Origin of the sequence: Tetragenococcus koreensis (assembly GCF_003795145.1) — a bacterium.
Taxonomy (GTDB): domain Bacteria; phylum Bacillota; class Bacilli; order Lactobacillales; family Enterococcaceae; genus Tetragenococcus; species Tetragenococcus koreensis.
Genome location: NZ_CP027786.1, coordinates 2,611,715 through 2,627,097 on the forward strand (window position 1 = coordinate 2,611,715; position 15,383 = coordinate 2,627,097).

13 protein-coding genes are annotated in these 15,383 nt (G+C 39.0%); 7 read left to right on the top strand and 6 right to left on the bottom strand.

The window, feature by feature from the left end:
• Positions 1–264: 264 nt before the first annotated feature.
• From C7K43_RS12520 to C7K43_RS12540, 5 genes are all read right to left on the bottom strand, one after another.
• The gene (locus tag C7K43_RS12520) at positions 265–1,602 is read right to left on the bottom strand and encodes a uracil-xanthine permease family protein (RefSeq protein ID WP_124007110.1); all 1,338 of its coding nucleotides are present in this window, start codon (positions 1,600–1,602) and stop codon (positions 265–267) included.
• 391 nt (positions 1,603–1,993) lie between these two features.
• Positions 1,994–2,392 (bottom strand): prenylated flavin chaperone LpdD, encoded by a 399-nt coding sequence (gene lpdD / locus C7K43_RS12525; RefSeq protein ID WP_124007111.1) that lies wholly within the window; start codon positions 2,390–2,392, stop codon positions 1,994–1,996.
• Positions 2,382–2,972 (bottom strand): UbiX family flavin prenyltransferase, encoded by a 591-nt coding sequence (locus tag C7K43_RS12530; RefSeq protein ID WP_124007112.1) that lies wholly within the window; start codon positions 2,970–2,972, stop codon positions 2,382–2,384. The genes lpdD and C7K43_RS12530 overlap by 11 nt, the downstream gene beginning before the upstream one ends.
• Before the next feature lie 14 nt (positions 2,973–2,986).
• Positions 2,987–4,471 (bottom strand): UbiD family decarboxylase, encoded by a 1,485-nt coding sequence (locus C7K43_RS12535; RefSeq protein ID WP_124007113.1) that lies wholly within the window; start codon positions 4,469–4,471, stop codon positions 2,987–2,989.
• Positions 4,472–4,540: 69 nt separating this feature from the next.
• Positions 4,541–5,431 (bottom strand): LysR family transcriptional regulator, encoded by an 891-nt coding sequence (locus C7K43_RS12540; protein WP_124007114.1) that lies wholly within the window; start codon positions 5,429–5,431, stop codon positions 4,541–4,543.
• A gap of 677 nt (positions 5,432–6,108) precedes the next feature.
• Between C7K43_RS12540 and C7K43_RS12545 the strand changes: the two genes are divergently transcribed.
• The 4 genes from C7K43_RS12545 (at position 6,109) to ltrA (ending at position 11,357) form a co-directional block, all read left to right on the top strand.
• Positions 6,109–7,020: an ROK family protein gene (locus tag C7K43_RS12545; RefSeq protein ID WP_124007115.1), complete on the top strand. Its 912-nt coding sequence runs from the start codon at positions 6,109–6,111 to the stop codon at positions 7,018–7,020.
• A gap of 25 nt (positions 7,021–7,045) precedes the next feature.
• Positions 7,046–7,729: a ribulose-phosphate 3-epimerase gene (locus C7K43_RS12550; protein ID WP_226996674.1), complete on the top strand. Its 684-nt coding sequence runs from the start codon at positions 7,046–7,048 to the stop codon at positions 7,727–7,729.
• Between the two features lie 343 nt (positions 7,730–8,072).
• Complete coding sequence (locus C7K43_RS12555; protein WP_124007117.1) at positions 8,073–9,440, top strand: IS4 family transposase; 1,368 nt, start codon at positions 8,073–8,075, stop codon at positions 9,438–9,440.
• 618 nt (positions 9,441–10,058) lie between these two features.
• The gene (gene ltrA, locus C7K43_RS12565; protein ID WP_124007118.1) at positions 10,059–11,357 is read left to right on the top strand and encodes a group II intron reverse transcriptase/maturase; all 1,299 of its coding nucleotides are present in this window, start codon (positions 10,059–10,061) and stop codon (positions 11,355–11,357) included.
• 82 nt (positions 11,358–11,439) lie between these two features.
• On the opposite strand, the gene C7K43_RS12570 is transcribed toward ltrA, so the two are convergent.
• Positions 11,440–12,378 (bottom strand): ABC transporter substrate-binding protein, encoded by a 939-nt coding sequence (locus C7K43_RS12570; RefSeq protein WP_124007119.1) that lies wholly within the window; start codon positions 12,376–12,378, stop codon positions 11,440–11,442.
• A gap of 153 nt (positions 12,379–12,531) precedes the next feature.
• On the opposite strand from C7K43_RS12570, the gene C7K43_RS12575 reads away from it, so the two are divergent.
• The 3 genes from C7K43_RS12575 to C7K43_RS12585 are packed head-to-tail and all read left to right on the top strand — an operon-like array spanning position 12,532 to position 15,289.
• On the top strand, positions 12,532–13,317 hold the full coding sequence (locus C7K43_RS12575) for an ABC transporter ATP-binding protein (protein ID WP_124007120.1): 786 nt from the start codon (positions 12,532–12,534) through the stop codon (positions 13,315–13,317).
• Between the two features lie 2 nt (positions 13,318–13,319).
• Positions 13,320–14,300, top strand: a complete 981-nt coding sequence (locus C7K43_RS12580; RefSeq protein WP_186810734.1) for a FecCD family ABC transporter permease — start codon at positions 13,320–13,322, stop codon at positions 14,298–14,300.
• Entirely contained in the window at positions 14,297–15,289 is a 993-nt protein-coding gene (locus tag C7K43_RS12585; protein WP_124007121.1) for a FecCD family ABC transporter permease, read from the top strand. Before C7K43_RS12580 ends, C7K43_RS12585 begins: the two co-directional genes overlap by 4 nt.
• The last annotated feature ends 94 nt before the right edge of the window (positions 15,290–15,383 follow it).

A 15,383-nucleotide genomic window follows, 5' to 3' on the forward strand; every position in this document is an offset into this window, starting at 1 on the left:
TTTTACTTTGTAGCGTAAACGGGTAAAAGAAAAGAGTCTTTTTTGTATAACTTCTTAGGGTCGGAATGAAAAAAGAGGATTAGCACATTAGTGCGAAAAAGTAATGCGCTTAGGAAAAAATAAGACCATAGGAATGGAAAACTCATGAGGTTAACCGCAGTTAAGCCCATCAAAATGAGAAAGTGCTGTTGTTAATTTGAAAAAAGAAACGGTTAAAGGGCGTTTAGAGCATATTAAGCACGTTAGAACATTAAAACTATGAGCTTAATTTGCTCCCTGTTTTATATTTTTAAAATTAAAAAATAAATTCAATACAATCGCAGTTAATGACCCGGCTAAAATGCCACTGCCAAAAATATTTTGGACAAGGGCGGGAAAGTTCACGTAGAAATTTGGATATACCGATGGTAGCATACAAACGCCAACACTTAGTCCGATAATCAACATGTTTTGGTTGCCTTCAAAATTGACTTGTTTCAAAATGTTAATTCCGCTTCCGATAATGATACCAAAAATAGCAAAACCCAATCCGCCTAACACTGGATCCGGAATGGCAGAAATTAAGGCAGAAAATTTAGGGATAAAACCGATCAACACTAGCATAAAACCGGAAGTTGCAATGGCAAATCGGCTTTTGACTTTTGAAAGATCTAAAATGCCGACGTTTTGGACAAACGCTGTGGGTTGTACACCGTTGAATAAACCAGATGCAAAGGTAGTTATGCCTAGAGACTGCAAGACGCGTTGGAATTGTCCTTTTGTCATTTCTTTATCAACAATATTATGGATGCCCATCGCGGTGCCCGAAATTTCAACCATACCTAAAATAATGGCAATTAAAAAGGAAAGAGTCGCGGTCAAATCAAATTTAGGAACACCGTAATGAAAAGGTAAGTTTAATCCAAACCAGGGGGCTTCTTGTACTGGAGTAAAATCAACGAATCCAAGCGCCAACGCCAGTAATGTACCAAAAACAAGTGAGATTAAAATCGTTAAATTTCCTAGTAAACCTTTAAAATATTTACTGATAATCACATGAAAGATAAATATCGCTAAAGCCATCAGTAATGTTTCATGATCGATGCTTTCCGTTAAGTCATAAGCTTTATCGCCCATTAACCAGTGAAAAGTGTTCGGCAATAAAGAAACGCCCAAAACGATTAAGTTTGTTCCAACGACAATGGGTGGGAAAAAACGTTGGAGTTTAATCCAAAAAGGAGCCGCTAAAAAGCAAAAAATACCTACAATCATCGTTGAACCTGCGATAATTTGAAAGCCGGTTTCGATACTAGAGGCATCATTTAATGTCGTGCTTGCAATAGGAACTACCGCAAAGTTTGCTCCCATGACCATTGGTACCTTGGGGCTTGTCTTAGGAATGATATTTAAAGACATCAATAAACTGGATAACCCAGCGCCAAAAATGACGGCGTTAATAAAAAAACGTGTTTGCTCAGGAGATAAACCAGCATTTGCTGCTATTAGTAAGGGAACGGGTATGGCAGCCAAAACAGCGATAACCGTATGTTGTAATCCTAAAAGCAAGTTTTGTCTTAATGGAAGTTTTTCGTCAACTTTTGGTAACTGATCATTTTTATTCAAGTGTTCTCGCTCCTTTTTATAAAATTTGAAATAACAGATATATGTGCTTAAATTAACTGAAATGTTACTAACGATGCGTTGAAAAATTAATGATTATAAATTCAGTATTCGTGTTAATCACAAATCTTCTGCTATTAAAGAAAAAACGAATTTCTTTCTTCATTTTATGTTTTATATTACGTTGTTTTCAATAAAAATAAAAAATTATCGCTAAAAAATGGATGGAATGTTTGTCTTTAAGGCGCTAACATTTTGTTTTGCTAGACAAAAAATAAAACCAAACGAACTTACTCTTATCATTATTGATAAATGAGGTTCGTTTGGTTTTTTTGAATAGCCAAAGTTATACGATTTTTATGTGGTATCTGAACTGTTAGAATTATGTCTCACTTCATTTTTTATAAATCGGATCAGCTACGTCAAAACTGGTTTCTTGTAGCCAGTTTCGTAATTTTTCTCCCAATTTTTCAGCCATCGTAAAAGAAGCTTTAATCTGTTTTTGACTAATGCCATTCACATGCACACCTGCAGTGATAGTACAATTTCCCGGTAAATCTGGTTGGATCACACGTGCAATGGTTTCTGCTAAGACATCATCTTTATGAAAACGTCCATCATGACTGGGAAATCGGATGGTTTGGCACGTTGTTTCTTTGGTAATTGTGGTGACTGTGCCAATATGAGGCGTATCACCGCCAGTTACTGTGATCAATAAGTCTTTACCAATGATTTTTACTTCTGAAGTCATAGTAAAATCGGCAGCAATTATTTGAAAAGACTTAGCGGTCATGGCGCTCATTTCCTTCCCAACGTTGGTTCAGTTGGTTATCAATTCCCAGCGCATCTAAGAGTTTCATGGTTTGGTGGCTGATAATATCTCCAATGGTTTGGGGCTGATTGTAAAATGCCGGGATCGGCGGAATAATTTGTACGCCCATCTTAGAAAGTTTCGTCAAATTTTCTAAATGGATGGTGCTTAATGGCGTTTCTCTGGGAACAACAATAAGTTTCTTTTGCTCTTTTAAAACGACATCGGCCGCACGCGCGATCAAATTATCACCAAAACCATAAGCGATCGCGGAGACGGTTTTCATACTAGCAGGTACCACAACCATCGCATCAACTAAATAAGAACCGCTGGCAATTTTTGCCCCCATGTTATTAGCCGAATAAAAATAATCAAATAAATTTTCTAATTCATGTAATGATAAAGAAGATTCTATTTTTAAATTTTGTTTGGCCCAAGAACTAATCACACCATGGGTTTCAACTTCGGGATCTTTTTGTAATTGTTTGACTAAATCAATGGCATAGGCGGTGCCAGAAGCACCGGTGATGCCAATAATAATTCGTTTTTTTCTTTTTTCCATAGTCTCTTTCTCTCTTAATTAGAATCGTTTAAGTAATCTTCCCAATTAGGAACTTCTTTAAATTGGGCACGTTGAAATTGATCTTTCATATCAAAAGGTACCGTGCCATCAAGAATGGTTTTAGCACTCATTCCTTTAAAACGAATGGTCCCTGGATTATATTGCGGCCGTTCGGATGGATCGAGTGGATGGTTACGCATCCCGGGAATAACAACGACATCTTTATCCCCTTGAAAGCGTGTATTTAAGGTCCACATCACATCGTTCATATCAAAAATATCCACGTCTTCATCGACAAGGATGACGGTTTTTAATTCTTTGAATGAGGATAAGGCTAAGATAGCCGCTTGTCGTTGGATCCCTTCATCTGCTTCATTTTCTTTGTTGATTTGCATAATGGTCATTAGCTTGCCACCACCAGCTGGCGGATTATAGACATTCAAAACTTTACCTGGAATAGCTTTTTCAACTAAGCCAAGAATACTTGCTTCAGTTGGAATACCTGCCATAGAAACATGTTCTTCGCTAGGACCGATTGTCGTTTGCATAATTGGGCGATCTTTTCGATGGGTAACAGCTTTTACTTTCACCACATTGACGGCTGGGTTGGCATCGCCATTGTAACCAGGAAATTCGGGCATCGCTTTACCGGTATTGGTATTAATGTCTTCTTGCATGGTTTGATTAGGTAAAATTTCAGCTTCAATGGTAAATTCGCTACGAGCAATGCCCACTTCGTTAACGGAAGTAGCGTCTACTAATTGGACGGGTTCATCCCGTAAAGCACCTGCTATCCATAACTCGTTGTAACCTAACGGTGTGGTTGGTGGTTCAAACGTTGTTCCAATCGCAATCGCCGGATCTAGTCCAATATTGATAGTGATAGGCATGGGTTTATTTTCAGCTTCAAATTGTTTTTGAAAGTGTCCGATATGACGCCCACCTGGCATAATGTACATGCCAATCGTATCTTTATCTTCTAAAACCATACGGTGGATCGTGACGTCAGTCATTGTTTTATCTGGATCAGAACCTAAGACAACGCCCATTGTGATATAAGGCCCCGCATCTTCTGGGGTGTTAGTAGGCGCAGGTAAAATTTTACGAATGTCAAAATCGTCATCGGTTGCTAGATGAACGACTTCTTGTGCCGGTGCTTGTTCTTTATCTACTTTAATAGGTTTAACGGGATGTTCTACCGATTGATAAAGCAATTTGCCTAAAGTTTTATAATCGTGGTGCAGAATTTCTCCTACCCGTTTGCGACTCGCCATTGTCCCAATGGAAACTCTTGTATTAGGAAATCCTTCAATAGTGTTAAAAGTCAGGGCAGGCCCTTCTTGTGTAGGACGCATGACTGTGCCGCCCGCACCAATATAACGATAGACGCCTGATAAATCAGCATTTGGATCAATCGGTTTATCAGTTTCGTGATATTGGTTGGGAAATTGTTTTAATTCTTCTAGTACTTTACGTAAATCGTAAGGTTGTTCGCTCATTATTTATCGCTCCTTTATTTCTAAAGTAACGCTAAAAACAGTAAGGAACAATTCAACTTTTTGTCTTTTTTATTCCAAATTGGAATGACTTAGTTGTTCTTGTAAAAATTGCCAAAAAGTATTTACAGCCAAATTATCTGTTTTCTTACGTACGAAGGATAAATAACTCGTTTTGTTAGGCGTAATCGGAATAATGGCTAGGTTATTTTTCCAACTATTATCGATTGTCTTTTCCATGACGATCGTAATCCCTAATTCACTGGCAACCATGTTCAATAATAGCTCGATTCTAGATGTTTCAAATGAGATATTTGGCGTAAAACCAACTTCATGGCAGAGGTCGATGATCGGTTGATAGGTTTTTGTTTCTTTACTTAACATGAGAAATTTTTCTTGTTGCAATTCGGATAAATTGATTTCAGACCGTTGAGCCAGCGGATGATTTTTACTTAATACGGCAACAAAATGATCTTTTTCGGTCAATAAAGCTTCAAATGATTGTTTTTCTAGTTGGAACGTACGAACAAAAATCAAATGATTCTCATCGGTGTCAAGAAAGGGAACAAGTTCAGTGCCTTCGCCTTCTTTTAACTGAATATCAAATTCTGGATGTTGCTTCATAAAGGCTGTCACTTGATTGAACGCCCAGTAGTTTGCCATCGTCGGTATAGTCAAAATATGTAGTGTAGACGCTTTTTGCTGTTGGTAATCTTGAAGCGTCTGCAAAAGCGCTTGTTGTTGGACAACAATGGTTTTGGCATAAGGTAAAATTAATTTGGCTTCTTCTGTTAGTTCGATTTGGCGATGTGAACGGAGAAATAAAGAGGTGTCTAGTTCTTTTTCTAGAGCAATAATTTGTTTAGAGATATTCCCTTGAGTGGTGTAGAGTCGCTCAGCTGTTTTGGAATAATTTTTAGTTTCTGTTAAATCTAAGAAAATTTTGAGTTTAGCTAGGTCCATTTCAACACATGTCCTTTCTTTTAAAAAGTTACTCGTAAGCTGAATATTATCGTCTTTGACTTTATTTTATCACGAAAGAAAATTTTCCGTAGGTTACTTATAAAAATTGATGGGAAAATTCATCTGACTTATTCCTTAGCTGTGGACGATTTCTAAGTGTAAAATTTATTGAGGTTTATAGTGATAGTGGTGAAGGAAAAAAAGTTGCTATTTGTGATTAGACCGTGACAGCTACTAATGGCAACGACCCTATTTTCCAAAAGGTAGAGAACATTTCTCGAAAGTAGCTCTAGAAAGCAGGAAAACTAGAGTAGGATTTGAAAAGGGGCTCTAGAAATTAGAAAAACTAGAGTAGGGTTCGAAAAGGGACTCTAGAAATTAGGAAAACTAGAGTAGGATTCAAAAAGGGACTCTAGAAATTGAAAAAACTAGAGTAAGTTCAGATGTTACCCTCCTATTTTTTCAAGCAGGGGAAGTCAATTCGTGTTCTACCTCCCCTCCGTGTCTCTGGTGCCATGGTGTTGTATGCTTGTAAGATTATGTAAAACATACCTTTATAACCGCTAACGGACTATTTTTTTGCAGTAGAATAACTTGGTGTTATCCATTACAATAAAAGAAAAGATATTTTTATTTGTAAACTGTTCAAACGGTTTGAAATTGTAGGAGAGATAAATATGCAATACTATGTAGGCTTTGATATTGGCGGCAGCTCAATTAAATATGGACTGTTAGATGAAAATGGAGAAATTAGTAAAAAGGATCATTTTAAAACTCCTTCTGATAAGGATCAAGTGTTAGATAAGATGGCCGAAGTAGTTTCTGCTTTTACAAAAGATTATAAGGTAAAAGCAATTGGACTGTCTGTTCCAGGTGTAGTGGAAGAAAATGGTTTCCTGACAACAGCCGGCGCGATTTCGTGCTTGTATGGGATAAACATTAAAGAGGAGATAGAAAAACGAACCGGACTATTTGTCCATGCAGAAAACGATGCGAATGCAGCCTCGATCGCAGAAAAATGGGGTGGGGCAGCTCAGGGTATTGCTAATTATATTAGTTTAGTTATTGGGACAGGAATCGGTGGCTGCCTAGTTGTTAATCATGAAATTTACCGTGGAGCGCACGCTCGTTCTGGTGAATTTGGCTGGATGCTATTAGATGATAACCAGGATGATTTGAACTCAAGCACTATGAATTTTCAAGCAGCTACAATTATCGGTTTGCTGCGGATCTACAATTTAAAATCAGGAGAGAAGATAAGTGACGCTCGTACGATTTATGAACGTGCAGAAAAAGGTGAGTACTTAGCTCAAACGGTGCTGACAAAATTTCATCGCAAATTAGCTCAAGGGATTTTAAATGTTGTTGTGTCATTTGACCCATCCGTTGTGGTTATTGGTGGCGGAATTAGTGCTAATCCAACCTTTTTAAAAGATTTACAGCTAGCATATAAACAATTGCAAAACGAGCACGGAGCGCTGGTTGATATGGATATTCCACAGATTGTTCCCGCAAAATTTCTTAATGATGCTGGAATCATTGGAGCGGTGTATTGTGTGAAAGTAGCTTTATCGAAAGAAGTTAAATAGGGGTAAAAGCAATTGAAAGAAGGAGATGGGATTTTTGAAAAAGATCGCGGCTTCAATTATGTGTGCTGACATGTTAAACGTGCAAACGGAATTAGAACGTTTGGAAAAAACAGATTGCGACTTGTTGCATTTAGATGTAATGGATGGTGTGTTTGTTGATAATTTGGCTTTAGGGCCGGAGTGGATGGCAAGCGTCAAAAAGCAAACAAACTTACCCTTTGATATTCATTTGGCCACTGAAATGCCAGAAAAATACGTGGAAATGTTTCGCTTTTTACAACCTGAAACGATTTCTTTTCATATTGAAGCAGCGGCTCATCCAGTTCTTTTAATCAAACGATTGAAAAACTATGGCATTAAGCCCTCAATAGTATTAAATCCGGTTACTCCTTTGGAAGACATTTTACCTTATATTGATGAGGTGGATCAGATTCTGCTAATGACGGTACCCACAGGTTTTGCAGGACAAACTTTTCAACAAGAAACGTTGGAAAAACTGCGTGAGCTAAAAAATATTTTAGCTCAAAGAAACCTACAGCCGTTAATTGAAGTAGACGGAAATATTAATACACAAACCATTTCCTGGATGAAAAAAGCTATGCCGGATGTCTTTGTGCTGGGAACATCAGCCTTATTTCAAGGGGGCGATGCTAATAGTTATCAGGAACGTATTCAAGCAGTTCGCCAAACGATTAACGCTTATAGATAAGATTGTTAATATAAGCGTGTGTAACTAAAAAAAAGATCAATTCGTTGTTGTAAGCACATAAGAAGACAAAAATAGTGGGATAAAAGAACTATAAGCCCATAGAAACGCAAAACTAGTGAGGTTAGAGAGGATTAGACCCACCATTAGCAAACTTATGCGCTTAATCTAATTTTTGAAGGCAAACATGAAAGAATTTATATGTTAATAATTAAAACTTGAAAGGACCAAAATAGCGTTGATCCCTTGATAAATCAGACAAATTTAACAAAAAAATAGCATGAACGATCTCAAACTTGGTATAATAGAGTTAACCAAAAACCACTAACCAAGGAGTGTTCATGCTATGTCAATTATAACACAAACAAACTCAACTTCGGAAGAATTTTCGCATTCCATATCGAACTTTTTCCATCGTTTCCATCTTTCTGATGCGCTGAAAAAATCCAACGCAAAGCACAAGAAAGGGCATCCAGTTTCTGTTATTTTTTCTTTTTTACTGGCTTCGATTTTTACTCATGGCTCGACCTATCGCTCTTATCAAAAACAAAAAGAAGAACTCCCCTTTTCCGATAAAACGTTTCGAAATTTGTTAAATGATCCACGGATCCACTGGCAAAAACTTCAGATTTTGATTGCGAAAGCGGTCTTGGCTTTTTTACGTCCGCTAACAAGTCAAGATCGGAAAACGACCTTTATCATCGATGATTCCATGTACACACGCTTAAACGCTCAAAAAGTCGAATGTGCAGCACTCCAATATGATCACGCCCAAAAGAAATATTTGAAAGGCTTTCGCTATTTACAGTTAGGCTGGAGTGACGGCAATAGCTTTATCCCTGTCGCTTTTTCGCTGCTTTCAGGAAAGCGAAAAATCCAATCAAATAACCCCTTGGGGGACCAACGGACAAACGCGGGAAAACGCCGCGCACAGGCTTTCCGCAAAGGAACAGAAGTAACGGTAGAACTCTTACGTGAGGCGCTGAAACAAGGCGTCCAAGCCGACTATGTCTTATTTGATACCTGGTTTTCGAGTCCTAAAATGTTTCAAGAGATTCGCACCTTGCAATGCCACTGCGTCGCCATGATCAAACGTTCAAAGAAGGTGCATTATCGTTACCAAGGACAAATGATGGATGTCAAACAAATCTTTCAAGCCAATAAAAAACGTCGCGGCCGCTCACGTTATCTCCTAAGCGTCCAAGTGGAAGCCCTGGTTGACAACGAGGGATTGCCGATAAAATTAGTCTATATTCGAAATCGCAATAAACGCAATGAGTACCTCGTTTTGGCTTCCACAGATACAGCCCTGACCGAAGACGAGATCATTCAGCTTTATTCCCGACGCTGGAACATTGAAATTTACTTCAAAATGTGTAAGCAATATTTGAAATTGGCCAAATATCAAGGCCTTTCCTACGATGGCATTTTCGCTCATACGACGCTCGTTGCAGTTGCCTATATGATTTTAGCCGTTCAAGAACGTGAGAGTAAAGATGACCGCACGTTGGGGGAGTTGTTTTATCTTCTACTCGATGAGCTTTCCGAGTTTTCCGTGGCCGAAGCAATCTTGCAGTTATTGGATTTATTTCAAGAAGCTTTCGCCAACGAATATGTCTTAGATGAGACAGTTTTAAATAACATTATCGAGCAGTTTCTTGCCAAGCTTCCCTCTTCGGTCCAAAATCAACTCAAAGGGGCGGGGACAAGTTAATTTTCCTTTAGAAAATGCCTGCATAGCAAGGGATAAGACTGTAAAAAGAGGTTTCAAGTTTTAGTTAATAAAAAAATCGTTGACGCATTTTATTACGTCAACGATTTTTATTTATGTGTGCCAGGCATGGCATTTATCTAGCTGGTGAAAGTCCAGTCACGGGTAGTTACCGCCAAGTGTAGCGAGCCACAAGCCGAAATCAGTGATGATGGGGTGAAGGAAGTGGTGACGCAAATCTCTTGAGCCTACGCACAGGAACTTGATGAGGCTAAATGGTGGATAAGGCTGCATAACAAGCTAAAGTCCAAAAGGTAAACGTAAAACCAAGACAGTAAATCAAGAGGTTGTGGAGAGAAAGATAAATGTCTTACCCTGGGAGGTCTTACGAACGTTTGCGAACGGTCGAAAAAGGTTTGTCGTAAGAAGTCAGCTGAGGCCATAGTAGCTATTGCATTTCATGTAGTGAAGGGCCGAATGTTTGTATAGTGTGAATCGCTAGAAGGAAATGTCCGAATAGTCCGAAAACGAGAATACCCTAGAACAATAGAACGTAACTATTGATGGGAAAGGTAGTGGGGGCGGTTTTGGATAAATTTACGCCTAGAGGAGGAACAGCGCATGAGATTAATTGAAAAGATTACGAGTTATCAAAATATGACACAAGCCATCGAACAGGTCAAAAAGAATAAAGGGGCCCCGGGCGTGGATGAAATGACAGTTGATGAACTCGACCATTATTTTTATCAACAGGGGCGAGATCTTGTTCAAGAGATTCGTTCGATGACCTACCGACCAAAGGCGGTCAAAAGGGTTTATATCCCTAAATCCGATGGGAAACAAAGACCCTTAGGGATTCCAACTGGGGTAGACCGTGTGGTGCAACAAGCAACAGCGCAACAATTAAGTCGCATCTTCGATGTCCACTTCAGTGAAACCAGTTATGGTTTTCGTCCGAATCGAAGTGCTCATCAAGCAATTGAAAAAGTACTTGATTACTTGAATGAAGGCTATGAATGGCTCATCGATATGGATATTGAGAAATATTTTGATACCGTTCACCATGATAAATTAATCTCGACCCTCAGAGAACGGGTCAAAGATAGAGAGACCCTTCATTTAATACGTGTTTTCTTAAAAGCAGGTATTATGGAGAATGGCTTCGTTAGTCCGAACGAAACCGGGGTTCCGCAAGGAGGCCCGTTAAGTCCAATTTTAGCGAATATTTATCTGGACAAACTGGATAAAGAATTAGAAGCAAGAGGGCTGCATTTTGTTCGGTACGCGGATGATACGGATATTTTTGTCAAAAGTGAGATGGCAGCCAACCGTGTGATGAAATCTATTACGGATTGGATAGAAAGAAAGTTATTCTTGCAAGTGAATGTCACGAAAACCAAGGTCGTACGACCGACACAAAGTAAATTTTTAGGATTTACCTTTTGGAAGAACCAAAAGGGTTGGCAGTGTAAACCGAGCAAAGTCAGTAAAACAAAGCTCTATGACAAAACCAAAGAAATTCTTAAAAGGAAACATGCCGTGTCGCGACCTTTAACTGTGACATTTACGAAATTGAACCAAATTGTAAGGGGCTGGATCAATTACTACCGTATCGGTAGTATGAAAACCTATCTAGCGAAGTTTGGTCAATGGTTACGACATAAAGTCCGTGTCATTATCATAAAACAATGGAAACTTCCGCAACGAATCTATACGAATTTACAACAATTGAATCGACTATTCAATTGTCATTTCAAGAAAGAAGACATTTATAAGGTCGCTAATTCTAGATTAGGTTGGTATAGGAAATGTGGAATGCACGTTGTCAATTTTACACTGAGTCCGAAAGTTTTAGCCATAAAGAAAAAGGATAGACCTGGATTGGTCGATCCCTTAACTTACTATCTAAATAAAGTGTGAAAACAATACAAACGTAGCGCCGTATACGAGAACCGTACGTACGGTGCGACGGGAGGGGCGGAAATTTTATTTCCCCTCTACCCTATTGTAAGGCCTCTTTTACATCTTCTAGCATTTGAGTGTAGGCGATCGGACCATTGTATAGCCAGCTGCTTTCAGGACCGAATTCAAACAGTTGGTCATTTTCAACTGCAGGAATATTTTCCCACAATGGATCGTCAAACATTGCGGCTGATTCATCACTGTTGACTAGAAAAAGATAATCAGCATCCAGTTGTGACAGGCTTTCTAAGGAAACTTGTGACCAGTCAGCTTCGGCGTCTTCTGAAACTTCTTCGGTCAATTCGGGTACTTCCAAACCTAAATCGTCATATAATAAACGTCCGCTCGAACGATTTTCAGCGACCATAAAAGCGGAATTATTAGTCACCCAAATAACTGCAGCTGATTTTCCGTCAATTTCATCTTGTAATTCATTTTGGACGTCGTTAACTGCATTTTGATAATCAGCTTCAACCTCTTGCGCTTCATCTTCTTTATCGAATACCTGTCCGATATCTTCTAAGGTGTCTTCCCAAGTAACGTCTGTGCCGTTTTTCACAACATAAGTCGGAGCAATTTTTTCATATTCTTCATATTTGCCACCTTCTACAGTAGCATCAGACTCGATGAGTAATAGGTCCGGTTCGAAATTTAATACATCTTCATAAGGCAAATCAAAATTAATCGTTGGGATACCGTCTAGTTCATCTTGGAGATATTCTTGTATTTTTCCTTCACCGACTGTCCACTGTGCGACCGGTTTTTCACCCAATGCTACTAGATAATCTTCTAAATAAGAACCAATGATCCGTTGTGGATTATCAGGGACCTCTACTTCATGATCTTGTGCATCAGTTAAGGTATGTGTTTGGGGCTCAGTCTCAGTAGACGCACTCTCAGAAGAGTTAGAATTTTCACAAGCACTTAAAGAAATAAACGCTAGGCACGCAAGTGTGCCTGCTAGAAATTTTTTATTCATAGCCTTCTCCTTTTATAAATGATAATTGTTCTCAATTAGTATTATCACAAAAACTAGGTTAGAAGTCAATAAACTTTTTCATTTAAAGGTTGACGTTGAGCTAAAATAAAGAGATAATTGAGAATAGTTATCACTTAAGGAGGAATAGATGTTATGGCAAAATTAGCGACGGCTGATCTTTCGTGCGGATATGAAAAAAAGATTGTCTTACATGATGTGACGATCGAAATTCCTGAGAAGAAGATCACAAGTTTGATCGGTCCTAATGGTAGCGGAAAAACCACACTCCTCAAAGCGTTAGCACGAATTTTAACGCCTAACAGTGGCAAAGTACAGATTAATGGTAAAGACATTAATCGTTTAGACACCAAATATGTGGCGCAAAAAGTTGCGTCTTTATCACAAAAAACGAGCCAAGTAGCTGGCTTGAGTGTAGAAGAAATTGTTGCTTACGGTCGTTTTCCTTATCAAAAGGGGTTTTCTGGTCTGCAAAAAGAAGATCATGAATTGATTCAGTGGGCCATAGAGGCAACGGGTTTGTTGCCGTTGAAAAAACGAACGCTTAGTACATTATCTGGAGGACAACAACAGCGTGTTTGGATTGCAATGGCCCTAGCTCAAGATACCGAGATTTTGATTTTGGATGAGCCGATTTCCTTTTTGGATCCTGCCCATCAATTAGAAATTCTTTATTTATTAGAAGAGATCAATCGGCAAGGAAAGACGATTCTGATGACGATTCATGACTTAAATCATGCAGCGCAATTTTCTGACTATGTGATGGGGCTAAAACAAGGACGCTTAATACTACAAGGAAGTCCTCAAGAAGTATTTACACCAGAACGTTTGTTAGAGCTGTTTGATATTCGACCTGAAGTGGTATTTTCTGAGAAAAACCAAAAACCAGTGATTCTTTCCTATGATTTAGTGAGGAATTGATCATGAAGAAAAAAATATTTTTTCTGCTAGTAGGTGTTTTATTGCTAGTAGCTATGGCCAGTTCGTTAAAATATGGGGCAGTCGAAAGTTCTTGGCAGGAAGTCAGTCAGTCGTTGCTAAATTTTGATACGAGTAATCAAACGCATCAGCTGATTTATCAATTACGTGTGCCGAGAATGATCGCTTCATTGTTTGTTGGTGCAGCTTTTGCAGCTTCAGGCGCTTTAATGCAAGGGATTACACATAATCCGATTGCCGATTCTGGCCTTTTAGGAATTAATGCTGGTGCTGGGTTGGGTTTGGCGTTGGTCTTTGCTTTTGTGACAACGCCCAATCCTGCCATGACCATTTTAGCTTCTTTTATAGGTGCCGCAGTGGCCTTAGCAATTATTTATGCTGCATCAAGTCGAATTGCTTTTACACGCTCGCCCATTCATATGGTGTTGTTAGGGGCGGCCATTGGTTCTTTTTTTACCGCTTTAAGTCAGAGTATAAGTTTACTATTTAATTTGAACCAAGATATTACTTTCTGGTTCGTGGGCGGTACTGGTAATGTAACTTGGGGCCAAATTAAAATCGCCGTTCCCGTGATGTTACTAGGCATTATAGGTGCTTGGCTGATTAGTAAACAAGTGACCTTATTAAGCATGGGAGATGAAACGGCTATTTCTTTAGGGAGAAATCCACAGAGAATTCGTGAAAAAAGTATGCTTTGTGTCCTGCTTCTAGCTGGTACAGCCGTATCATTAGTAGGAACAATCAGCTTTTTAGGGTTGATTATCCCTCATATTGTGCGTTTTTTTGTAGGACATGATTACCGCTTTGTGGTGCCAGCTGCTACCTTATTTGGAGCCTTGTTTTTTGTGGTAGCCGATGTAAGTTCACGTCTAATCGCTCCGCCTTTAGAAACCCCGGTGGGTGTCATTGTTACTTTAATCGGAGTTCCTTTGCTTTTGGTTCAAATCAGGAGGGGCAGCGTATGAAAAAAAGCGGTATTTGGCTACTACTTTGTGTTTTGCTAATAAGCGGTATAGGGCTGAGCCTTTCAACAGGCACCATTTCTTTATCCGTTGAAGAATTAGTAGCGGTTATAAGGGGGCAAGGACCCCCGGCGAACCAACTGGTGGTGCTAGATTTTCGGTTGCCTCGGATGTTGATTGCAATCTTTGCGGGTGCAGGATTGGCTGTATCAGGTTATTTATTTCAAACTATTACTCACAATGACTTAGCGGATCCCGGAATTTTAGGGATTAACGCGGGTGCCGGGCTGACTGTTTTGTTTTATTTAGGTTTTTTTACCAGCCAGACTTCAAGTAGTTTATTACCATTTGTTGCCTGTATCGGTAGTTTTTTAGCTGCGTTTTTGGTTTATTTTTGTAGCAAACAAAAAGAAAGATTTGATCCCAATCGATTGTTATTATCTGGTGTAGCAGTTAATGCAGGGATTTCCGCATTGACATTAATTGGCACAATCCGTATTTCACAGGATAGTTATCTTTTTGTGACTTCGTGGTTAGCGGGCACAATCTGGGGAACGACTTGGAACCATGTTTATGTTATTTTACCTTGGTTATTTATCCTATTGCCATTCATTTTATTCCAAGGAAAAAGTTTAGAAGTTATCGGGCTAGGTGATGAAGAAGCTGTTGGGCTTGGTGTACCATTGAAGAAAAAACAGCTTTTCTTTTTAACGAGTGCCGTTATTCTAGCAGCAGTCAGCGTATCTGTCGCTGGCAGTATCAGTTTTATTGGCTTAATTGCACCGCATCTGGCAAAAAACATTGTCGAGCGAAAAAATAATCATGCGCTGCTAATGACTGGGGTTATCGGTAGTTTGCTCTTGTTATATAGTGATATTTTAGGACGTATCATTTTAGCCAACGGCGAAATGGCAGCAGGAATTATCGTGTCTATTGTCGGAGCACCCTACTTCATTTTCCGGTTATTAAAAAATAATCAGTCTAAAAGTTAAAAATCAGCGGAAATTTCCGCTGATTTTTTTGTAGGGAGAATTATTCGAGTTAGGAAATATTATTAGCTATAGGGAAAGCAGTGGGGTCAAAGGA

Coding starts and splice junctions, on each gene's coding strand:
- lpdD (WP_124007111.1), bottom strand. CDS start 2,392: ATGACCGCTAAGTCTTTTCAAATAATTGCTGCCGATTTTACTATGACT.
- C7K43_RS12530 (WP_124007112.1), bottom strand. CDS start 2,972: ATGGAAAAAAGAAAAAAACGAATTATTATTGGCATCACCGGTGCTTCT.
- C7K43_RS12535 (WP_124007113.1), bottom strand. CDS start 4,471: ATGAGCGAACAACCTTACGATTTACGTAAAGTACTAGAAGAATTAAAA.
- C7K43_RS12540 (WP_124007114.1), bottom strand. CDS start 5,431: ATGGACCTAGCTAAACTCAAAATTTTCTTAGATTTAACAGAAACTAAA.
- C7K43_RS12545 (WP_124007115.1), top strand. CDS start 6,109: ATGCAATACTATGTAGGCTTTGATATTGGCGGCAGCTCAATTAAATAT.
- C7K43_RS12550 (WP_226996674.1), top strand. CDS start 7,046: ATGGGATTTTTGAAAAAGATCGCGGCTTCAATTATGTGTGCTGACATG.
- C7K43_RS12555 (WP_124007117.1), top strand. CDS start 8,073: ATGTCAATTATAACACAAACAAACTCAACTTCGGAAGAATTTTCGCAT.
- ltrA (WP_124007118.1), top strand. CDS start 10,059: ATGAGATTAATTGAAAAGATTACGAGTTATCAAAATATGACACAAGCC.
- C7K43_RS12570 (WP_124007119.1), bottom strand. CDS start 12,378: ATGAATAAAAAATTTCTAGCAGGCACACTTGCGTGCCTAGCGTTTATT.
- C7K43_RS12575 (WP_124007120.1), top strand. CDS start 12,532: ATGGCAAAATTAGCGACGGCTGATCTTTCGTGCGGATATGAAAAAAAG.
- C7K43_RS12580 (WP_186810734.1), top strand. CDS start 13,320: ATGAAGAAAAAAATATTTTTTCTGCTAGTAGGTGTTTTATTGCTAGTA.
- C7K43_RS12585 (WP_124007121.1), top strand. CDS start 14,297: ATGAAAAAAAGCGGTATTTGGCTACTACTTTGTGTTTTGCTAATAAGC.